Origin of the sequence: Stutzerimonas stutzeri, from assembly GCF_009789555.1 — a bacterium.
GTDB classification, from domain to species: Bacteria; Pseudomonadota; Gammaproteobacteria; order Pseudomonadales; family Pseudomonadaceae; genus Stutzerimonas; species Stutzerimonas stutzeri_R.
The window spans coordinates 528,296-546,229 of record NZ_CP046902.1; the positions used below are offsets into that span (position 1 = coordinate 528,296).

Sequence of the window (17,934 nt, forward strand, 5' to 3'; positions counted from 1 at the left end):
CGTGCGCGAAGTCGAAACGGTGGGAAGCAGCAGCGCCTTCGGGCGCCTGCTGGGCCTTGAGATTCTCAAGGCCGAAAACGGCGAAGCGGTGCTGCGCCTGGTGATGCACGACGGCCTGCGCAACCTGCACGGCAAGCTGCACGGCGGCGCACTGTTCTCGCTGATCGACACGGCCATGGGCCAGGCCAGCCACAGTCTGAACGGCGGCGAGCCGAACAGCGTGACGCTCGAATGCAAGGTCAACTACATCCGCCCGGTTACCGACGGCGAGCTGCTTTGCCGCGCCTGGGTGGTGCATGGCGGACGCCGCACCCAAGTGCTGGAGGCCGAAGTTCATCTCGGCGAGAAGCTCGTGGCCAAGGCGCAATCGACCTTCGCCTGCCTTTGAGTGCACGCGGGGCATATGCGCGCCCCGCCGTGCTTCTTCTTGATGCCTGTGGCTTGAAGCTTGTCACTCGCCGCCCCATATTGTGCCGACTGATGCGTGAAGGAACCCAAACTTGAGCGACCTCCTCTCCCACCGCCTGGCATTGCTGGCCGAGCACCCCAACCTTGAGCTGCTCTCACAATGCCTGCACGGGATCGAACGCGAGTGCCTGCGCGTCGACGGTCAGGGCGCGCTGGCAATGACACCGCACCCTCGCGCGCTGGGCTCGGCACTCACGCATCCGAAGATCACCACCGATTATTCCGAGGCGCTGCTGGAGTTCATCACCGGCACCGAGACCGACCCGCAGCGAACGCTGGCCGAACTGGACGCGATTCATCGCTACACCTACAGCAAGCTTGGCGATGAATTTCTCTGGAGCCCGTCGATGCCCGGCCATTTGCCGGAAGAGTCGCAGATCCCGATCGCCGAGTACGGCAGTTCGAATATCGGTCGGCTCAAGTATGTCTACCGGCAGGGGCTGGCGCTGCGCTACGGCAAGACCATGCAGTGCATCGCCGGCATCCACTACAACTTCTCGCTGCCCGAGGCGCTGTGGTCGTTGCTCCAGGCCGACGAGGATGACCAGCGCTCGCCTCAGGACTACCAGTCCTGGCGCTATATCGCGCTGATCCGCAACTTCCGTCGCTACAGCTGGCTGCTGATGTACCTGTTCGGCGCCTCGCCCGCACTGGATGCGAGCTTCATGCGGGGCCGCGCGCACCAGTTGCAGCAACTCGATGACGACACGCTCTACCTGCCTTGGGCGACCAGCCTGCGCATGAGCGACCTGGGCTACCAGAGTAACGCCCAGGCCGGCCTGACGCCCTGCTACGATGACCTGCCGAGCTATACCAGCAGCCTGCACAACGCGGTCTCGACGCCCTACCCCGAATACGCGGCGCTGGGCACCAAGGATGCGGATGGCCGTTGGCAACAGCTCAACACCAACATCCTGCAGATCGAAAACGAGTACTACTCGAACATCCGCCCCAAGCGTGTCACTGCCACCGGCGAGCGCCCGCTGCATGCCTTGCGCTCGCGCGGCATCCAGTACATCGAAGTGCGCTGCCTGGACATCAACCCCTTCCTGCCGTTGGGCATCGACGTCTGCGAGGCCCGCTTCCTCGATGCCTTCCTGCTGTTCTGTGCGCTGCAGCAGAGCCCCTGCCTTGTCGAAGGCGAATGCCGCGCCAGTAACGATAACTTCCTCAAGGTGGTCAAGGAGGGCCGCAGGCCTGGGCTGGAACTGCATCGCGGTGGCGAACACGTCACGCTGCAAGCCTGGGCCCGCGAGCTGATCGATGAGATCGGCAAGGTGGCAGCGGTTCTGGACCAGAGCCACGGCGGCGAACAACATGCCCTGGCCGTGGCCGCCCAGCAGGCGAAGATCGCCGACAGCTCGCTGACGCCGTCGGCGCAGGTGCTCCATGCGCTACGCAGCAATGGCGAGACGTTCGGCCAGTTCGCCCTGCGCCAGACTCGCCAGCACGCCGAGAATTTCCGCAGTCGCGCATTGCCCGCCGCAGATGCGGCCTGGTTCGACGGAACTGCGCGCGACTCGCTGGCCCAACAGGCCGAGATGGAAGCAGGCGATACCCAGGACTTCGACAGCTTTGTCGAGGACTACCAGCGAAGCCTGACCAGCCTGACGCCTTCCTGACCCACAGCCCCATGGCCGCCCGGACGCGACCATGGGGATCATGCCGCCGCGCTTACAGTGCCTTTTCGAAGATTTTCGAGTTGCGCTGGAAGTTGTACAGCGAAGCCCGCGCGGCCGGCAAACGCTCCACACCGCTGGGCTCGAAGCCGCGCTCGCGAAACCAGTGCGCCGTACGCGTGGTGAGCACGAACAGGGTTTTCAGCCCCAGCTTGCGCGCCCGCGCCTCGATGCGCTCAAGCAGCTCGTCGCCTCGACCGCCGTGACGGTACTCCGGATTGACCGCCAGGCACGCCAGCTCGCCTGCATCGGAATCGGCGATGGGGTACAGGGCGGCGCAGGCGATGATCAATCCGTCACGTTCGACGATGCTGAACTGCTCGACCTCACGCTCCAGCACTTCGCGCGACCGGCGCACCAGGATGCCCTGCTCCTCCAGCGGCGTGATCAGATCGATCAGCCCGCCGACGTCTTCGATGGTCGCCTCGCGCAGCTGCTCGAACTGCTCCTGGGTCACCAGGGTGCCGTCACCACCATCGCGGGTGAACAGTTCGTTGAGCAGTGAGCCATCTTCGGCGTAGCTGATCACGTGGCTGCGCCGCACGCCGCCCTTGCAGGCTTGCGCCGCGGCGTCGAGCAACTCGCCCTGGTAGCTGCTGCCGAGCCGCTCGATATACGCCGGAATCTGTTGAGGCCGTAGCTCGCGAACCAGCTTGCCAAGTTCGTCGCGCAGGCCGCGCTCGGCGCCGTAGAGCACCAGCTTGTCGGCCTGCAGATCGATGGCCGCGCGCGTGGCGATGTCTTCACAGGCGATGTTGAAGATTTCGCCGGTCGGGGAATAACCGAGCGGCGAAAGCAGGACGATGGTGCGCTCGTCGAGCAGACGGCCAATACCCTTGCGATCGACCCGACGCACCTCGCCGGTGTGGTGGAAATCCACCCCGTCGAGGACGCCAATCGGGCGCGCGGTGACGAAATTGCCACTGGCCACGCGCAACCGTGCGCCCTGCATCGGCGAAGCGGCCATGTCCATCGACAGCCGTGCCTCCAACGCGATACGCATATGGCCGACGGCATCGATCACGCATTCCAGGGTTGCCGAATCGGTAATGCGCAAGTCGCGGTGATAACGCGGCTCGATGCCACGCGCGGCCAATCTCGCCTCGATCTGCGGGCGCGAGCCGAACACCAGAACCAGCCGCACGCCGAGGCTGTGCAACAGCACCAGGTCATGGACGATGTTGGCGAAATTGGGGTGTTCCAGGCCATCGCCTGGCAGCATGACCACGAAGGTACGGTCGCGGTGCGAATTGATATAGGGCGATGAGTCGCGAAGCCAGGTGACGTAGTTGTGCATTGCAGAAAGCCTTCAGATAACCGCTGTTCCAGCCCGGTAGCCGGGTCGAATGATAAGGAGCCGGGAGCAGATCCATGCTGCGAAGAAGATCGCGGGGGCCTGCTCCTATCCTCGGCCCGCCGGGAGCAGGCAGTAATGTTCGATCATCGCGCGCAGCAGCCTTACGGTGGGTTCGATTCTGTCGAGGTCCAGGTATTCGTCTGGCTGGTGGGCACAGGCGATATCGCCCGGGCCCAGCACCAGGGTTTCGCAGCCCAGTTGCTGAAGATAAGGCGCTTCGGTGGAGAAGGCCACCGCCTCGGCGACATGGCCGGTAAGCCGCTCGGCCAGTTTCACCAGTTCACCCTCGGCGGGCTGTTCGAAGGGCGGCACGCTGGGAAACAGTGGCGCCAGGTCTATCTTCACCTGATGCCGCTCGCCCACCGGACGCAAACGCTGGGCAATGACGTCGCGAAGCTGCTCCGGCTGCATGCCCGGAAGCGGCCTCAAATCGTACTCCAGCGAGCACTGGCCACAGATTCGGTTGGGGTTGTCGCCCCCATGGATGCAACCCAGATTCAGCGTCGGCTGCGACACGTCGAACAGTGGATTGCGGTACTGGCTCTGCCACTCGCGGCGCAGCGCCAGCAGCTCGCCCATCACCTCATGCATGGCCTCCAGGGCGCTGTGTCCGTAATCCGGATTGGATGAATGCCCGCTCTGGCCGCGAATCTCGATGCGTTCCATCATGATGCCTTTGTGCAGGCGCACCGGCCGCAGCCCGGTCGGTTCCCCGATCAGCGCCGCGCGCCCCAGCGGCCGACCCGCCTCGGCCAGCGCACGCGCGCCTGCCATGGAGCTTTCCTCGTCGCAGGTCGCGAGTATCAATAACGGTTGCCTGAATGGTTGCTCGAGCAGCGGCAGCACGGCTTCGATGATCAGGGCGAAAAAACCCTTCATGTCACAGCTGCCCAGGCCGTACCAGCGATCATCGGCTTCGCGCAGTTGCAGCGGGTCTGCGCTCCACAGCTCGGCATCGAAGGGCACGGTGTCGCTATGCCCGGCCAGGACCAGGCCACCCGGACCGGTGCCGTAGCTGGCGAGCAGGTTGAATTTGCCGGGCGCGACTTCCTGCGTCTCGCAGGCGAAGCCGAGATCGCCGAGCCAGCCGGCGAGCAGCTCGATGACCGGTCGGTTGGTCTGGTCCCAGTGCGCCTGAGTGCAGCTCACCGAAGGTGCAGCGACAAGCGCGGCAAACTGGTCTTTGAGCGAAGGAATGGGCACCGGATACCTCCGTGGCGGGGTCGGAACAGAGCCCTCAGTGAAACATGAAACGCCCCGTGAGGGGACCCAGACGAAAACGCCCCGTCAGATTGAAGGGGCGTTTGGGTGATGGCCGATACCGCGGACGATCAGGTGAAGATGCCGCGCAGAACCAGGAAGAAGATGATCGCCAGCCCCGCACCGACCGGCAGGGTAACCAGCCAGGACATGAAGATCTTGCCGACCACGCCCAGGTTGAGCGCGCCGATACCCCGCGCGATACCCACGCCCAGCACCGCACCGACCAACGTATGCGTGGTCGATACCGGCAGGCCAATAGCCGAGGCGCTGACCACCGTGGTGGCCGTCGCCAGTTCCGCAGCGAAGCCGCGGCTCGGCGTCAGCTCGGTGATCTGCTTGCCGATGGTGGCGATCACCTTGTAGCCGTAGGTGGCCAGACCAATGACGATGCCGACCGCGCCCAACAGCAGCACCCAACCCGGCACGGCCGATTTGGCAGTGATCGCAGCGCCGCCTTCCGATTGCAGGACGCCGACCACCGCAGCCAGCGGGCCCACGGCATTGGCCACATCGTTGGAGCCGTGGGCGAATGCCATGGAGCAGGCGGTGAAGATCATCAGGACGGCGAACACCTTTTCAACACTGGAGAAGTGGAATGCCTTATCCGCCTCGACGTCCACCTTGATGCGCGTCAGCAGCACGATACCGATCAGCATCACCAGCACGCCGACGCCGACCGCGAGCATGAAGCTCTCACCCCCGCTGAGGTCCAGACCAATGTGCTTGAGGCCCTTGGACAGGGTCATCAGCGCAACCATGAATCCGGTGAGGAACATATACAGCGGCACGAAGCGCTTGGCGTTATGAAACGGGTCCTCGGTATCGATGATCAGACGCTGCACGCTCATAAATACGCCGAAGGCGATGGTTCCGGACAGCACCGGCGAAACGACCCAGCTGGCGACGATCGGACCGACGCCGCTCCAGTGCACCGCATCCACCGAGACGCCCACCGCAGCGAAGCCGATCACCGCGCCGACGATCGAGTGGGTGGTCGACACCGGCCAACCCTTCATCGAGGCCACCAGCAGCCAGGTACCGGCCGCCAGCAAGGCGGACATCATGCCCAGCACCATCAGGTCCGGCGGTATCATCGAAGCGTCGACGATACCGCTCTTGATCGTCTCGGTGACCTCGCCACCAGCCAGATAGGCGCCACAGAACTCGAACACCATCGCCACGAGGATGGCCTGCTTGATGGTCAGCGCCTTGGAGCCGACCGAGGTGCCCATGGCGTTGGCCACGTCGTTGGCGCCCACGCCCCAGGCCATGAAGAAACCGAAGACGCAGGCGAGCACCAGGAGTACGAAGCCGTATTCCGCGATAAAGGACATAAGGAATTACCTGTTGAACCCAGAAAGGATGCTGGCGCCTCAGCGCGCCAGCAGTTGTTCCAGACGGTTGCCGACGCGCTCGGCGCGGTCAGCCACGTCACCGATCCATTCGATGATCTTGTAGAGGAACATCACGTCTACTGGAGGCAATTCCTTTTCCAGCTTGAACAGCGCACGGCGCACCGTGATTTGCATGCGGTCGGTTTCGCGCTCGATTTCCTCGAGCTCCTCGACCATTTTCTCCACCAGCGTGGCCTCGCGACCGCTGAAGCCGGTCTCGAGCAGGGAATCCAGTTCCTTGAGCGCCTTGAGGGCCTGGCAGCTGGCGTCGACGCTACGCTGGACGAATGCGATCATTTCCGGCTGCAGCGCCAACGGAATGGTCATGCAGCGCCCCAGCATCAGGCCGGCGATGTCCTTGGCGCGGTTGGCGATTTTGTCCTGTACACTCAGCAGCTCCAGCAAATCCGAGCGCGGCACCGGCAGAAACAGGCTTTTCGGCAGATGCTGGCGGACGCTCTTCTTGAGCTTGTCGGCCTCGTTTTCCAGTCGGGCCATCTCTTTCTGGATCTGTTCGACCCGTTCCCAGTCTTCTGCCGTGATCGCCTGGAAAAGCGGTACCAAGTTGGCGGCACATTCGTGAGACTTGGCCATGTGCTGCTGCATCGGACCGATGGGTGAGCGCCCGAACAGGCTGACGAAAGGATTGATTGGCATAGGGAACACCCCGGCTTCAGAAGGCGGCAAGTATACGGATGACCTCAAAGGGCCGCTACCGCGTGACATCAGTCACACTCAAACATAGGCATCATCTGGGCATCATGCAGAAAGAAACCGAAATCAAACTGCGCGCCAGCCGCGAAACCCTGCTGGCGCTGCGCGATCACCCGCTACTGAAAAAACGCAACAAGGGCGGCTGGCAGCGGCATGAACTGTTCAACCAGTATTTCGACACGCCTGAACGCCAACTTGCTCAGGCCAAAGTGGCGCTGCGCCTGCGTCGCGACGGCGATCAGTTCATTCAGACGCTCAAGAGCCGGGGCCAGAGCGTAGCCGGTCTGTCCGAGCGCAACGAGTGGGACTGGTACCTGGACAAGGCCAAGCTCGACCTCAGGAAGCTCACCGACGATTGCTGGCCCGCCAGCCTTGCCGAGCTGGACAAGAAAACCCTGAAACCCATCTTCACCACTGACTTCGTCCGTGAAAAAGCGGAAATCGCATGGGGTCGGGGCAAGGCCAAGGTGGTCATCGAAGCCGCATTGGACCTGGGCAAGGTCGTGGTCGGCAAACAGAGCGAAGAAATCTGCGAGCTTGAACTCGAGCTGCGCCAAGGCGAGCCCGACGCCCTGCTGGAACTGGCTGCCGAACTGGCGGCCGACCTGCCGCTGATGCCCTGCGACATCAGCAAGGCCGAGCGCGGCTACCGCCTGTATGACGCCGACAGCTACTCGCTGAGCCTGCCAGCGCCGATGCTGGAGGCCGCGATGCCGCTGGATGACGCCTTCGCCGCGCTGGCCTGGCAACTGCTGGGCAACAGCCAGCGGTTGGCCGAACAGTACCGCTTCAACGGACGCTGGAAGCTGCTCGGCGAATGGCTGCAGCAGCTGATCGAGCTGCGCGCCCTGCTCGGCAGCCTCGGCCAGGCCGCACCGCGCGCCACCAGCCGCGAACTGCGCGAGCAGCTCGACGCACTGATACACGACTGGCGCCCGCGCATCGAAGCCGGCCAGGATGACGAACGTGTCCGCCAGGCTGCACCGGAGCACTTCACCGCCGAATTGGCCCAGCCGCGCTGGGGCCTGTTCTCGCTGAACGCCTCGCTGTGGCTGTTGCGCCGAGGCTGGACCGCAGCGCGTAACAACCGCGGCAATCGGCAGGGCGCCGCCGAGCTGGGCAACTGGTTGCCACGCCTGTTGGGCGAAGAAGCCGCAGCCCTGCAGCTGCAACGCTATCAACAGCAACCCGAAGACCTCGCCGAGCAACGTCCACGCATGGAACGCTTGCTGGTCTGGCTGCATCTGGCCCGCACGACGCTGGAGCTGCCGGAAAGCGACCGCCTCTATGGTGAACTGGCCAAGCTCTACGCGCTGACGCAGGAGCCGTTGACCAACGAGCTGCTCGACGCCCGGGTGGCGCAGGCGCATACGGTCTGGACGCTCAAACCCTGGAAGCAGTTGCTCAAATAGCGACAAGCAGGCGCAGCGCAAGCCGGCCCTGTCCGACGAACCTGCGCCTGCGCCTGCGCTGCATCGATTCGATCGCACGCCAACGATGCCCTAAAGTTGAACCGCCCCGGCAGACAGGGCGTGCGTTTATCGGCAAGCTTGGCCTACGTCTCCGCCATGATCGAAGGGCCCCATGTCCGTGTTGAATTCCACCGCCCAGGACCGCTTCCTCGACCTCAACGACCTGCTGCGCGATCTGGTCGGCCAGGGCCGGTTGCAGCAGGAAACCGCCGAACACTGCATGACCCTTCGGCGCAGCGCGGCGAACGCCCAGCAGCATCCGCTGGAGTTTCTGGCCGCACAACAGCTCGATGACCTGGCGCGACCGGGCAGGAAGCTCGACCTGGAGGCCCTGACCCTCTGGCTGGCCGAGCAGGCGGGACAACCCTACCTGCGCATCGATCCGCTGAAGATCGACGTGGCCGCGGTCACGCCACTGATGTCTTATGCCTTTGCCCAGCGCCACAAGATCCTCGCCGTGGCGGTGGACAGCTCGGCCGTCACCATCGCCAGTTGCCAGCCGTTCGTGAAAAGCTGGGAAGCCAACCTGACCCATGTGCTCAAGCGCCCGATCAGGCGGGTCGTGGCCAACCCGGTCGACCTGCAGCGCTTTACCGTGGAGTTCTACCGCCTGGCCAAATCGGTCAGCGGAGCCACCGCAACCGATCAGAAAATCAGCGGCACCGGCAATTTCGAACAGTTGCTAAACCTTGGCGCCAGCGATCAGGAGCCGGACGCCAACGACTCGCACATCGTCAACATCGTCGACTGGCTGTTCCAGTACGCCTTCGACCAGCGCGCCAGCGATATCCACATCGAGCCGCGGCGCGAACAGGGTACGGTGCGCTTTCGCATCGATGGCGTGCTGCACAACGTCTATCAGTTCCCGCCACAGGTGGCGATGGCCGTGGTCAGCCGGCTGAAGACGCTGGGACGGATGAACGTCGCGGAAAAACGCAAACCGCAGGACGGTCGGGTCAAGACCAAGACACCCGACGGCGGCGAGGTGGAGTTGCGGCTGTCGACACTGCCGACCGCATTCGGCGAGAAGATGGTGATGCGGATCTTCGATCCGGACGTGCTGCTCAAGGGGTTCGACCAGCTGGGGTTCTCCGCGGAGGACCTGCGCCGCTGGCAGAGCATGACCGGCCAGCCCAACGGCATCATCCTGGTGACCGGGCCCACCGGCTCGGGCAAGACCACTACCCTCTATACCACGCTCAAGCAACTGGCCACGCCGGAAGTGAATGTCTGCACCATCGAGGACCCGATCGAAATGATCGAGGGCGCGTTCAACCAGATGCAGGTGCAGCACAATATCGACCTCACCTTCGCCAGCGGTGTGCGCGCGCTGATGCGCCAGGACCCGGACATCATCATGGTGGGCGAAATCCGTGACCTGGAAACCGCCGAGATGGCGATCCAGGCGGCACTCACTGGCCATCTGGTGCTGTCCACCCTGCACACCAACGATGCACCCAGCGCCATCACCCGCCTGCTCGAACTGGGCGTACCGCACTACCTGCTACGCGCCACGCTACTGGGTGTCATGGCGCAACGCCTGGTGCGCACCCTGTGCCCGCACTGCAAGGCGCCGGTACAACTCGATGCAGACGACTGGCAGGCCCTGACCAGGCCCTGGAACGCACCGCCACCGGGTCATGCGCAGCAGGCGGTGGGCTGCATCGAATGTCGCGAAACCGGTTACCGCGGCCGCGCCGGGGTCTACGAGATCATGCTGCTCAACGATGCGATCAAGCCCTTGATAACGGCCGACACGGACATCGTCGCCCTGCGCCGCCAGGCCTTCAAGGACGGCATGCACAGCCTGCGCCTGTCCGGCGCTCAGAAAATCTCGGCCGGCCTGACCACGCTGGAGGAAGTGCTGCGGGTAACGCCGCAGAGCGAGCAGAAATAGCCGCCGAGCTGGAAGCTCATCGGCCAATGCACCGGACCCTGGCGCGCGAAGCCTGTCAGCCTGTATGACCGGCTTCCATGGACAAATGCCCGGCTTGCAGCTGGACTACCCCTGCCTTGCCGCCAATATCCCCGCCACGCGCGAAGGCTCGCAGTTCAGGTAGGCCGAGGACTGCAACCACTGCCGATCGGGATACCAGGAAAACATGAACTGGCCGCCCTTCAGGCTATCGACCACCATGCGCGCCACTTCCGGACGCACCGCTGGGCACCCCTGGCTACGGCCGATGCGGCCTTGCGTCTCGATCCAGGCGGGATTCACGTAGTCGGCGGGGTGGATCACGATGGCCCGCTCACGCGCCAGATCGTTCACGCCGGGCTCAAGCCCATCCATGCGCAGCGAATAGCCATGCTTGCCGCTGTAACTCTCGGCGGTGCGGAACAAACCCAGGCTCGACTGATGACTGCCGAGCACGTTGGAGAAGCGCGTGGCGAGGTTGTCGCCGGACTTCATGCCGTGGGCGACAAACTCTTCCAGCAACAATCGCCGCTGTTTCAAGTCAAAGATCCAGAGTCGACGCTCCGAGGACGGCAGAGAGAAATCGATCACCGCCAGCCGCTTCGCGGCACTGGCGCCGTTGTTTACCGCGCACTGCATGGCCGCTACGGCATGGGTAAGCACTTCGGGGTTCAGTGTCGGTGCCAGCGGGGACAGTTCGTCGACCACCGGCTGATATGAAGGGCTTGCGGCCAGAAGCGGCGCTGAGAGGAACAGGCCAGCCAAGAGACAAAGGCGGCGCAACGAAACCATCATGTATCGCAATACCTCGTCGACGCCCACGCCGAACCACTCGTTCGGCTGGCGCCTTGATACACCGCCGACCCGCACAGGCGGCAGCGGAAGAAAAAGAGGGCAGACGGGCGCGAGCAGCGCCCATGTCGTCTGACAGATCATGTTGTAATGGCCCGCAAGGGTCTGGTATTCCCAAAACCGCAGCGGATCAGCGGCGGAGTCTAGCAGTCGGTGGGACGACCGGGAGTGAAGCGTTGTACAAAAAACATGCATTTCGTCTGGTGAGCGCGCTGTTGTTTGCGCCTTTTCTGGCGCTGGCACAACCCGCCAGCGAACCAGCCACCCCGCTACAGCGCGCGTTGCAGATATTGCCCAACGCCTGCGACGGCCCCCTCGCCGGCATCGACCGTACCGCTCAGGGACAACTGACCGAGCTTTATCGCCGAAACGGATTCGAAGCACTGTGGGCCACCTACGGGCAGCTCGACGCATTGCTGGAACAGCTCGAAGCGCTGGCCGATGACGGGCTGAACCCCTCGGCCTACCACCCCGAACTCATTCGCCAGGCCATGCACACCGCCACGGACGACCCTCGACACCGCGAATGCAGTGACTTCCTGGCCAGCCATGCCTATCTTCTGGCGCTCCGCCACCTGACCCAGGGACGCTTGACGCAGGACCGCCTCGAGCCGGTCTGGCGCAGCCCCGATGCCGCGGCCCAGCAGCAGGCCGATAGCCGGTTGCTGGACATAGCCCACGATGGCCTGTCGCGTCCCGGACACGCCTTCGACAAGGCACGCCCTGCGCTCGAGCAATATCACAACCTGCGTAAAGCCCTGGCGCGCCTGCGTGCCGAGCCCCCACGCGAATGGCAGCCGATTCCCGCCGGGCAGACCTTGCGACCCGGCATGTCGGACCTGCGGGTGGCCGTGTTGCGTCAGCGCCTAGCCTATGAGGGTTACCTGGCAAATGCCGCCGCGCTGCCGGGACTCGATACACGCTACGACGGCTCTGTCGAACAGGCGCTCAAAGCCTTTCAAGGCCGCCACGGATTGCAGGAAGACGGCGTTCTGGGCGCCGATACGCTGGCTGCACTGAACACGACGCCGAGCGACCGGCTGAATCAACTGAAGATCAATCTGGAGCGGTTTCGCTGGCTGTCCCGCGATATCGAGGCGCGCTCGTTGCTGGTGGATATCGCCGGTGGACGGGTCATCTATTTCCGCGATAGCCGTCCGCGCTGGGAGGCGAGAAGCCAGGTAGGCCGCGACACCCGGCAAACGCCGGCGATCAAATCGACCGTCACCCGCCTCACCCTCAACCCGACCTGGACCGTGCCACCGACCATCCTGCGAGAAGACAAGCTTCCCAGAATCCGCGAGGACCTGAACTATCTCGCCGCGCAAAACATGCAGGTGCTCGACTACCAGGGCAACGTCCTGGACCCGCAACAGGTCGACTGGAACAATCCCGGCAGGGTGCTCCTGCGCCAGGCAGCCGGGCCCGGCAACCCGCTCGGACGCCTGGTCATCCGCTTCGCCAATCCCTTCTCGATCTATCTTCACGACACGCCGAGCCAGAGCCTCTTCGCTCGTTCCCAGCGGGCGTTCAGTTCCGGCTGTGTCAGGGTCGAGTCGGTGATGCAACTGGTCGATCTGCTGTTGATCGACGACGAGCGCGAGCGATTCGCGCGACTGCTCGCGACGGGCCAGACGCACGAATTCCGTCTGGCCGAGCCAACGCCCGTCCTGCTGGCCTACTGGACCGCCGAAGCGGATGGTGACGGCCACGCGCACTACCGACCGGACGTCTATCACCGCGACCCCGAGCTGTTGGCGGCGCTGCGCAACGCCGACCGGCAACCGTGATGCGATTGCCGGCCACCGCTGCCGGCAGCCGATATCGACCGGACGATCGAGTCGGTGGCCCTGCAACCGGACCGGCGGCACTGGTAGTTTGTCGGCCGAGCGGGGTCTACTGGCCACAATCATGCACGGGCACCTTTCGCCAGTAATCATCGCCGACAGATAATCAAGCAACACCGCCCGATGCGACTGCTCGGTAGCCTTACGGCTGAGCACGCCATTCTTGCCGCCATGGATAGCCGAAAAGAAATCTTGAACGTGGAGAACGCAGACAATACGGGGAGCGGCGCTGACCGACTGGTTACGCTGAGCCGCTACCACATCCTCGATACCCCGCCGGAAGCGGCGTTCGACGATCTGGCAATGCTCGCGGCGCAATTGTGTGGCTGCGCGAGCGCGGCCATCGTGTTCATCGACGGGCAACGCCATTGGATCAAGGCGTCCGCTGGCGACGCGGTCGACTCCCTCGCCCCCGATCCGACGCTTTGTGAGCGCGCCATCAGCGCTTCGCAGCCCCTGGTTCTCACCGATCTTCGCGATGACCCGCTGGCCGCAAACCTGTCCGGTTTTTTCGCCGCCGTAGCGCTGCGCAGCCCGGAGGGCGTGCCGCTCGGCACGCTGTGCGTGATGGACCGGCAGCCGCAGCGGCTATCGGAACGGCAATCAGAGCAGCTACAGACGCTGGCCCGTCAGGTCATGGCGTTGCTCGAGCTGCGTCGCGACCCTCGCGAAGACACTCTCGACAGTACGCCAGGCCACGCGGCGTCGGTTCGCGAGGCGGAGGTGCGCTACCGCGCGCTGGTGGATCTCAGCCCGCAGGTGATCTGGCAGTGCGATGCCAGCGGCTCGCTGATCTTCTGCAACCGCTACTGGCGCGACTTCACCGGGATGTCGGCCCACGAATCGGCTGGCTGGGGCTGGCTCGAGGCCGTCGCGCCGGATCACCGGAACGCGGTGCTGCAGCAGTGGGGCGCGGCACTGAAAAGCGGCAAGCCCGGCAGTTTCGAAGTGCCCCTGCTCGCCGCCGACGGTTCCCCGCGCTGGTTCCAGGGCAGTGGCGCTCCGGTCTACGACCGTGACGGTCGCCTGTTGCACTGGGTACTGGTGGCCCAGGACATACATGAGCGGCGCCGCGCCGAAACCGAGCGACTCGAAAGCGAGGCGTTCACCCGACGCCTGCTGGATTCGGCCAGCGAAGGCTTCTACTCCGTCGATACCCAGGGCTGCGTCACGCTGTGCAACGAGGCATTCGTCCGGCTGCTCGGCTTTGCCAGCAAGGAGCAGGTGCTCGGGCGCCAACTGCACCACGTCGTCCACCACAGCCACCCGGACGGCACGCCCTATGCCATCGAAGACTGCCCGATCCAGCGTACCGCCAGGTCGGGCGAACCGGCCCATGTCGATCACGAACTGTTCTTCCGACAGGACGGCAGCAGCCTGCCGGTCGAATACCGGGTCGCGCCGCTGTATCGCGACGGCGTGCTGCAAGGCGCGATCTGCACCTTCACCGATATCACCGAGCGTGCCCGTGGCGAGGCGCAGCAGACGTATCTGCTGGACCTCAGCGACCATCTCCAGGACACCGAAGGTCGCGTCGAACTGAGCGACATCATGGCCGAGCAGCTGGCTCGGATGATGGCGGTCGAGTGCATTGCCGTCGGCCATCTAGACGATAACGGTGGATTGCTCATCGACAAGCAGTGGCCGCAGGAGGGCGGCCAGCGCCGGCCCGTCCCGTTCCCCCTTGGCGACTGCGCGGCGACCCTGCGCTCGCGCCTGGCGCAAGGGCTCGTCGTGCCATTCGACGACCTCCTCCAGGAGGCCGGCTGTCGCCAGCACTGCGGCGCGCTGCATGACCAGCTCGGCTACCGCAGCCTGCTGCTGGCTCCGTTGCTGGAGCAGGCCACTCGGTGCAGCTTCCTTCTGTTCGCCTGCGCCGAGCCGCGCCGCTGGAGCCCGGCGGACATTTCGCTGGTGCGCGAGGTGGCCGAGCGCATCCACGCCGCCGCCGACCGTTCGCGAGCACGCAAGGCACTGCTGGAGGCCGAACAACGGGTCAGCCTGGCCAACGAAATTGCCTCGATCGGCGTCTGGGAATACGACTTCGAAGGCAATTCGCTGCATTGGGATGCGCAGCTCAAGGCGCTTGCCGGCCTTGCACCGAACGAGCCGGCGCTGTCTGTCGACGAATTCCTCACGCGGGTCCACGCCGATGATCGCCGAGCCCTGCTCGACGCGTTCCGTAGCGCCCTCGAAGGCATCGGCGACGGGGAGCTGAGTCTCGACTATCGGGTCTACGACGAGCGCAGCGGTCGGTTTCGCTGGCTGACCAACCGTGGCCGTCGCCTGGTCGATGCCGACGGCAGGATTCGGCTGCTCGGAACCGCCCGGGACATCACCGACGAACGCAATGCGGAACTCAAGCTGCTGCGCATGAACGCCTTGCTCGAAGAACAGATACAGGAGCGCCAGATAGCCGAGCAGCGGCAATCGGTGCTCATGGAGCTGGGCGACCTGCTGCGAGGGCAGCCGGACAGCATCACCATCGTCACCGCTGCCGTGCGCGCCCTGGGCATGACGCTGAACGTGACTCGCGCAGCCTTCCTGACCGTGGACCCCGGCGGCCAGTACGCCACCGTCGAGCGATACTGGAGCGACGGTGCGCTGGGTGAATACAACGAGCGCATGTGCTTCGCCGACTACGGCGACTTCATCTACGACCTGCAGCATGACGAGCTGGTGGTGGTGGAGGACGTACTGCACGACACCCGTACCGTCGCACAGGCGGCAAGCCTGAGGCTGCGGCGCATACAGAGCCTGGTCTGCGTGCCATTGCAGGAGCAGGGACGCTTGAGCGCGGCGCTGATCCTGCTGCAGGACCGCCCGCGGCAGTGGGCCGAAGAAGACATCTCCTTCATCCGGGAGGTGGCCGACCGCGCCTGGACGGCCGACGAGCGGATGCGCGCTGAACGGGCCTTGCGTGCCAGCGAGGAGCAATTCCGTACCCTCGCCGACAACATGAGCCAGTTCGCCTGGATGGCCGATCCGGCGGGCCGCATCTACTGGTACAACAAGCGCTGGTACGACTACACCGGGACCACGCTTGAAGCCATGCGCGCCCTGGGCTGGCGTTCAGTGCATCACCCCGATCACCATGTACGCGTCAGTGCCTCGATGAAACGGGCCGTGGCGATCGGCTCGATCTGGGAGGAAACCTTTCCGTTGCGCGGCAAGGACGGCCAGTACCGCTGGTTCCTGTCGCGCGCCGTGCCCATTCGCGACGATTTCGGCCAGGTGACCCGCTGGTTCGGCACCAACACCGACATCACCGCGCAGGTGGCCGCCGAAGAGGCCCTGCGCGAGCTGAACGATAACCTCGAGCGGCGCGTTGCCGAGCGCACCCGCGAGCTGGCGGAGATCAACCACCTGCTGCACCTGGAGATGGGCGAGCGCGAGCGCGCCGAGGAAACCCTTCGCCATGCACAGAAGATGGAAGCCATCGGCCAGCTCACCGGCGGGCTCGCGCACGACTTCAACAACATGCTGACCGGCGTGCTGGGCGCTCTCGACCTGATCCAGCGACGAGTCGCCAGCGGACAGGTGAACGATCTCGGCCGCTATGTCGACGCCGCGACCAGCTCGGCCAACCGCGCCGCCGCGCTGACCCATCGCCTGCTGGCTTTCGCCCGCCGCCAGTCGCTTGATCCACAGCCGGTCGACGTCAACCAGTTGGTGCTCTCGATGGAAGACATGCTGCGCCGAACCATGGCCGAGCATATTGCCTTCGAAACCGCTCTGCAGCCGGAGCCCTGGCTGGCCTATACCGACGCGCACCAGCTGGAAAACGCCCTGCTCAACCTGGTGATCAATGCCCGCGACGCCATGAGCGACGGCGGCAGGCTGGTCATCCAGACCGGCAGCGTACACATCCACCATACGCACGCCGACGGGCCCGAGCCGGGCGATTACGTGACCCTCAGCGTGGCGGACAATGGCGCCGGCATGCCGCCCGAAGTGGTCGCCAAGGCCTTCGACCCCTTCTTCACGACCAAACCCATCGGCCAGGGCACCGGGCTCGGCCTGTCGATGGTTTATGGCTTCGTCAAGCAAACCGGCGGTCACGTGCGTATCGACAGTACGCCCGGACAGGGCACGCTGATCACCCTGTTCCTGCCCCGCAACCGGACGCAACCGGACCTCGGCGAACATCACCGGGCGCCCGTGGCAATACAAGGCGCGCGCACCGATGAAACCGTGCTGGTCGTGGAGGATGAGGCCGCGGTCCGTATGCTGGTGGTCGAGGTGTTGCAGGAGCTGGAGTACCGGGTCCTCGAAGCGGTGGATGGCGCCAGCGCGCTGCCTTATCTGCAGGGCGGACAGCGTATCGATCTGCTGGTCAGCGACTTCGGCTTGCCGGGTATCAACGGTCGCCAACTGGCCGAAATCGCCCGCCAGTACCGGCCCGATCTGCGCGTCCTGTTCATCACCGGGTATGCGCCTAACGCCGAAGTTCGCGGTGAATTCCTGGCACCGGGCATGGACATGCTGGCCAAGCCCTTCAGCATCGACGTGCTCGCGGCCAAGGTTCGCCAGTTGATCGAGCGCAGCGGGTAACCGAGGAACTCTGCCGGCCGCCTCGCACTCTCTAGAGAAGGATCAAGTGGAGGCATCAATCATGCGCAGAACGATACTCGCGGCAATCACCCTGAGCTGCATTCCCTTTGGCGCGGCGATGGCGGACAGCAGCTTCGTCCGGCAGATTCTCTCGTCGGGCGCGACCACCGCCACCACTTACATGACCTTCCGCGACGACAAGCTGGTCGCCGCCGCGCAGGAAGACGCCGGCAGCTTCGTCGCCAGCGATGGCGCCATTCGCGGCCCCTATCTCGAAGCCATGCTCTTGAAACTACGCAGCGAGCAGCCGCAGTTGCAGGCCAGTGACATGCAACTGGCGAACGCCATCCTCGCAGCCGAACAGCAGTAAGCGACGAAGCAGGCCGACCGACGCGATCGGCCGTCTTGCTCCGCGTGCA

The 17,934-nt window shown here is 64.6% G+C and carries 12 protein-coding genes; 7 read left to right on the forward strand and 5 right to left on the reverse strand.

Annotated features, from left to right (window positions below):
- Position 1 precedes the first annotated feature (1 nt).
- Complete coding sequence (locus tag GQA94_RS02385; RefSeq protein ID WP_158186566.1) at positions 2 to 388, forward strand: PaaI family thioesterase; 387 nt, start codon at positions 2 to 4, stop codon at positions 386 to 388.
- 112 nt (positions 389 to 500) lie between these two features.
- Positions 501 to 2,090: a glutamate--cysteine ligase gene (gene gshA / locus GQA94_RS02390; RefSeq protein ID WP_158186567.1), complete on the forward strand. Its 1,590-nt coding sequence runs from the start codon at positions 501 to 503 to the stop codon at positions 2,088 to 2,090.
- Between the two features lie 52 nt (positions 2,091 to 2,142).
- Here gshA and argA read toward each other — a convergent pair whose 3' ends face one another.
- The 4 genes from argA to GQA94_RS02410 form a co-directional block, all read right to left on the reverse strand.
- A complete protein-coding gene (gene argA / locus GQA94_RS02395; RefSeq protein WP_158186568.1) occupies positions 2,143 to 3,444 on the reverse strand; it encodes an amino-acid N-acetyltransferase in 1,302 nt (433 codons plus the stop codon).
- A gap of 105 nt (positions 3,445 to 3,549) precedes the next feature.
- Positions 3,550 to 4,707: an acetylornithine deacetylase gene (gene argE / locus GQA94_RS02400; protein WP_158186569.1), complete on the reverse strand. Its 1,158-nt coding sequence runs from the start codon at positions 4,705 to 4,707 to the stop codon at positions 3,550 to 3,552.
- Positions 4,708 to 4,835: 128 nt separating this feature from the next.
- Positions 4,836 to 6,101, reverse strand: a complete 1,266-nt coding sequence (locus GQA94_RS02405) for an inorganic phosphate transporter (RefSeq protein ID WP_158186570.1) — start codon at positions 6,099 to 6,101, stop codon at positions 4,836 to 4,838.
- A gap of 39 nt (positions 6,102 to 6,140) precedes the next feature.
- Positions 6,141 to 6,818, reverse strand: a complete 678-nt coding sequence (locus tag GQA94_RS02410; protein ID WP_158186571.1) for a TIGR00153 family protein — start codon at positions 6,816 to 6,818, stop codon at positions 6,141 to 6,143.
- A gap of 104 nt (positions 6,819 to 6,922) precedes the next feature.
- Here GQA94_RS02410 and GQA94_RS02415 point away from each other — a divergent pair, with 104 nt between their 5' ends.
- Both GQA94_RS02415 and GQA94_RS02420 read left to right on the forward strand, forming a co-directional pair.
- The gene (locus tag GQA94_RS02415; RefSeq protein ID WP_158186572.1) at positions 6,923 to 8,287 is read left to right on the forward strand and encodes an inorganic triphosphatase; all 1,365 of its coding nucleotides are present in this window, start codon (positions 6,923 to 6,925) and stop codon (positions 8,285 to 8,287) included.
- A 172-nt stretch (positions 8,288 to 8,459) separates the two neighbouring features.
- A complete protein-coding gene (locus GQA94_RS02420; protein ID WP_158186573.1) occupies positions 8,460 to 10,244 on the forward strand; it encodes a GspE/PulE family protein in 1,785 nt (594 codons plus the stop codon).
- Positions 10,245 to 10,349: 105 nt separating this feature from the next.
- Here the strand turns inward: GQA94_RS02420 and GQA94_RS02425 are convergent, their stop codons facing one another.
- Complete coding sequence (locus tag GQA94_RS02425; protein WP_158186574.1) at positions 10,350 to 11,057, reverse strand: murein L,D-transpeptidase catalytic domain family protein; 708 nt, start codon at positions 11,055 to 11,057, stop codon at positions 10,350 to 10,352.
- A gap of 233 nt (positions 11,058 to 11,290) precedes the next feature.
- On the opposite strand from GQA94_RS02425, the gene GQA94_RS02430 reads away from it, so the two are divergent.
- From GQA94_RS02430 to GQA94_RS02440, 3 genes are all read left to right on the forward strand, one after another.
- Positions 11,291 to 12,904 (forward strand): L,D-transpeptidase family protein, encoded by a 1,614-nt coding sequence (locus GQA94_RS02430; protein WP_199270088.1) that lies wholly within the window; start codon positions 11,291 to 11,293, stop codon positions 12,902 to 12,904.
- A gap of 255 nt (positions 12,905 to 13,159) precedes the next feature.
- A complete protein-coding gene (locus GQA94_RS02435; protein WP_423835364.1) occupies positions 13,160 to 17,515 on the forward strand; it encodes a PAS domain S-box protein in 4,356 nt (1,451 codons plus the stop codon).
- A 61-nt stretch (positions 17,516 to 17,576) separates the two neighbouring features.
- The gene (locus tag GQA94_RS02440; protein WP_158186576.1) at positions 17,577 to 17,885 is read left to right on the forward strand and encodes a DUF2388 domain-containing protein; all 309 of its coding nucleotides are present in this window, start codon (positions 17,577 to 17,579) and stop codon (positions 17,883 to 17,885) included.
- The last annotated feature ends 49 nt before the right edge of the window (positions 17,886 to 17,934 follow it).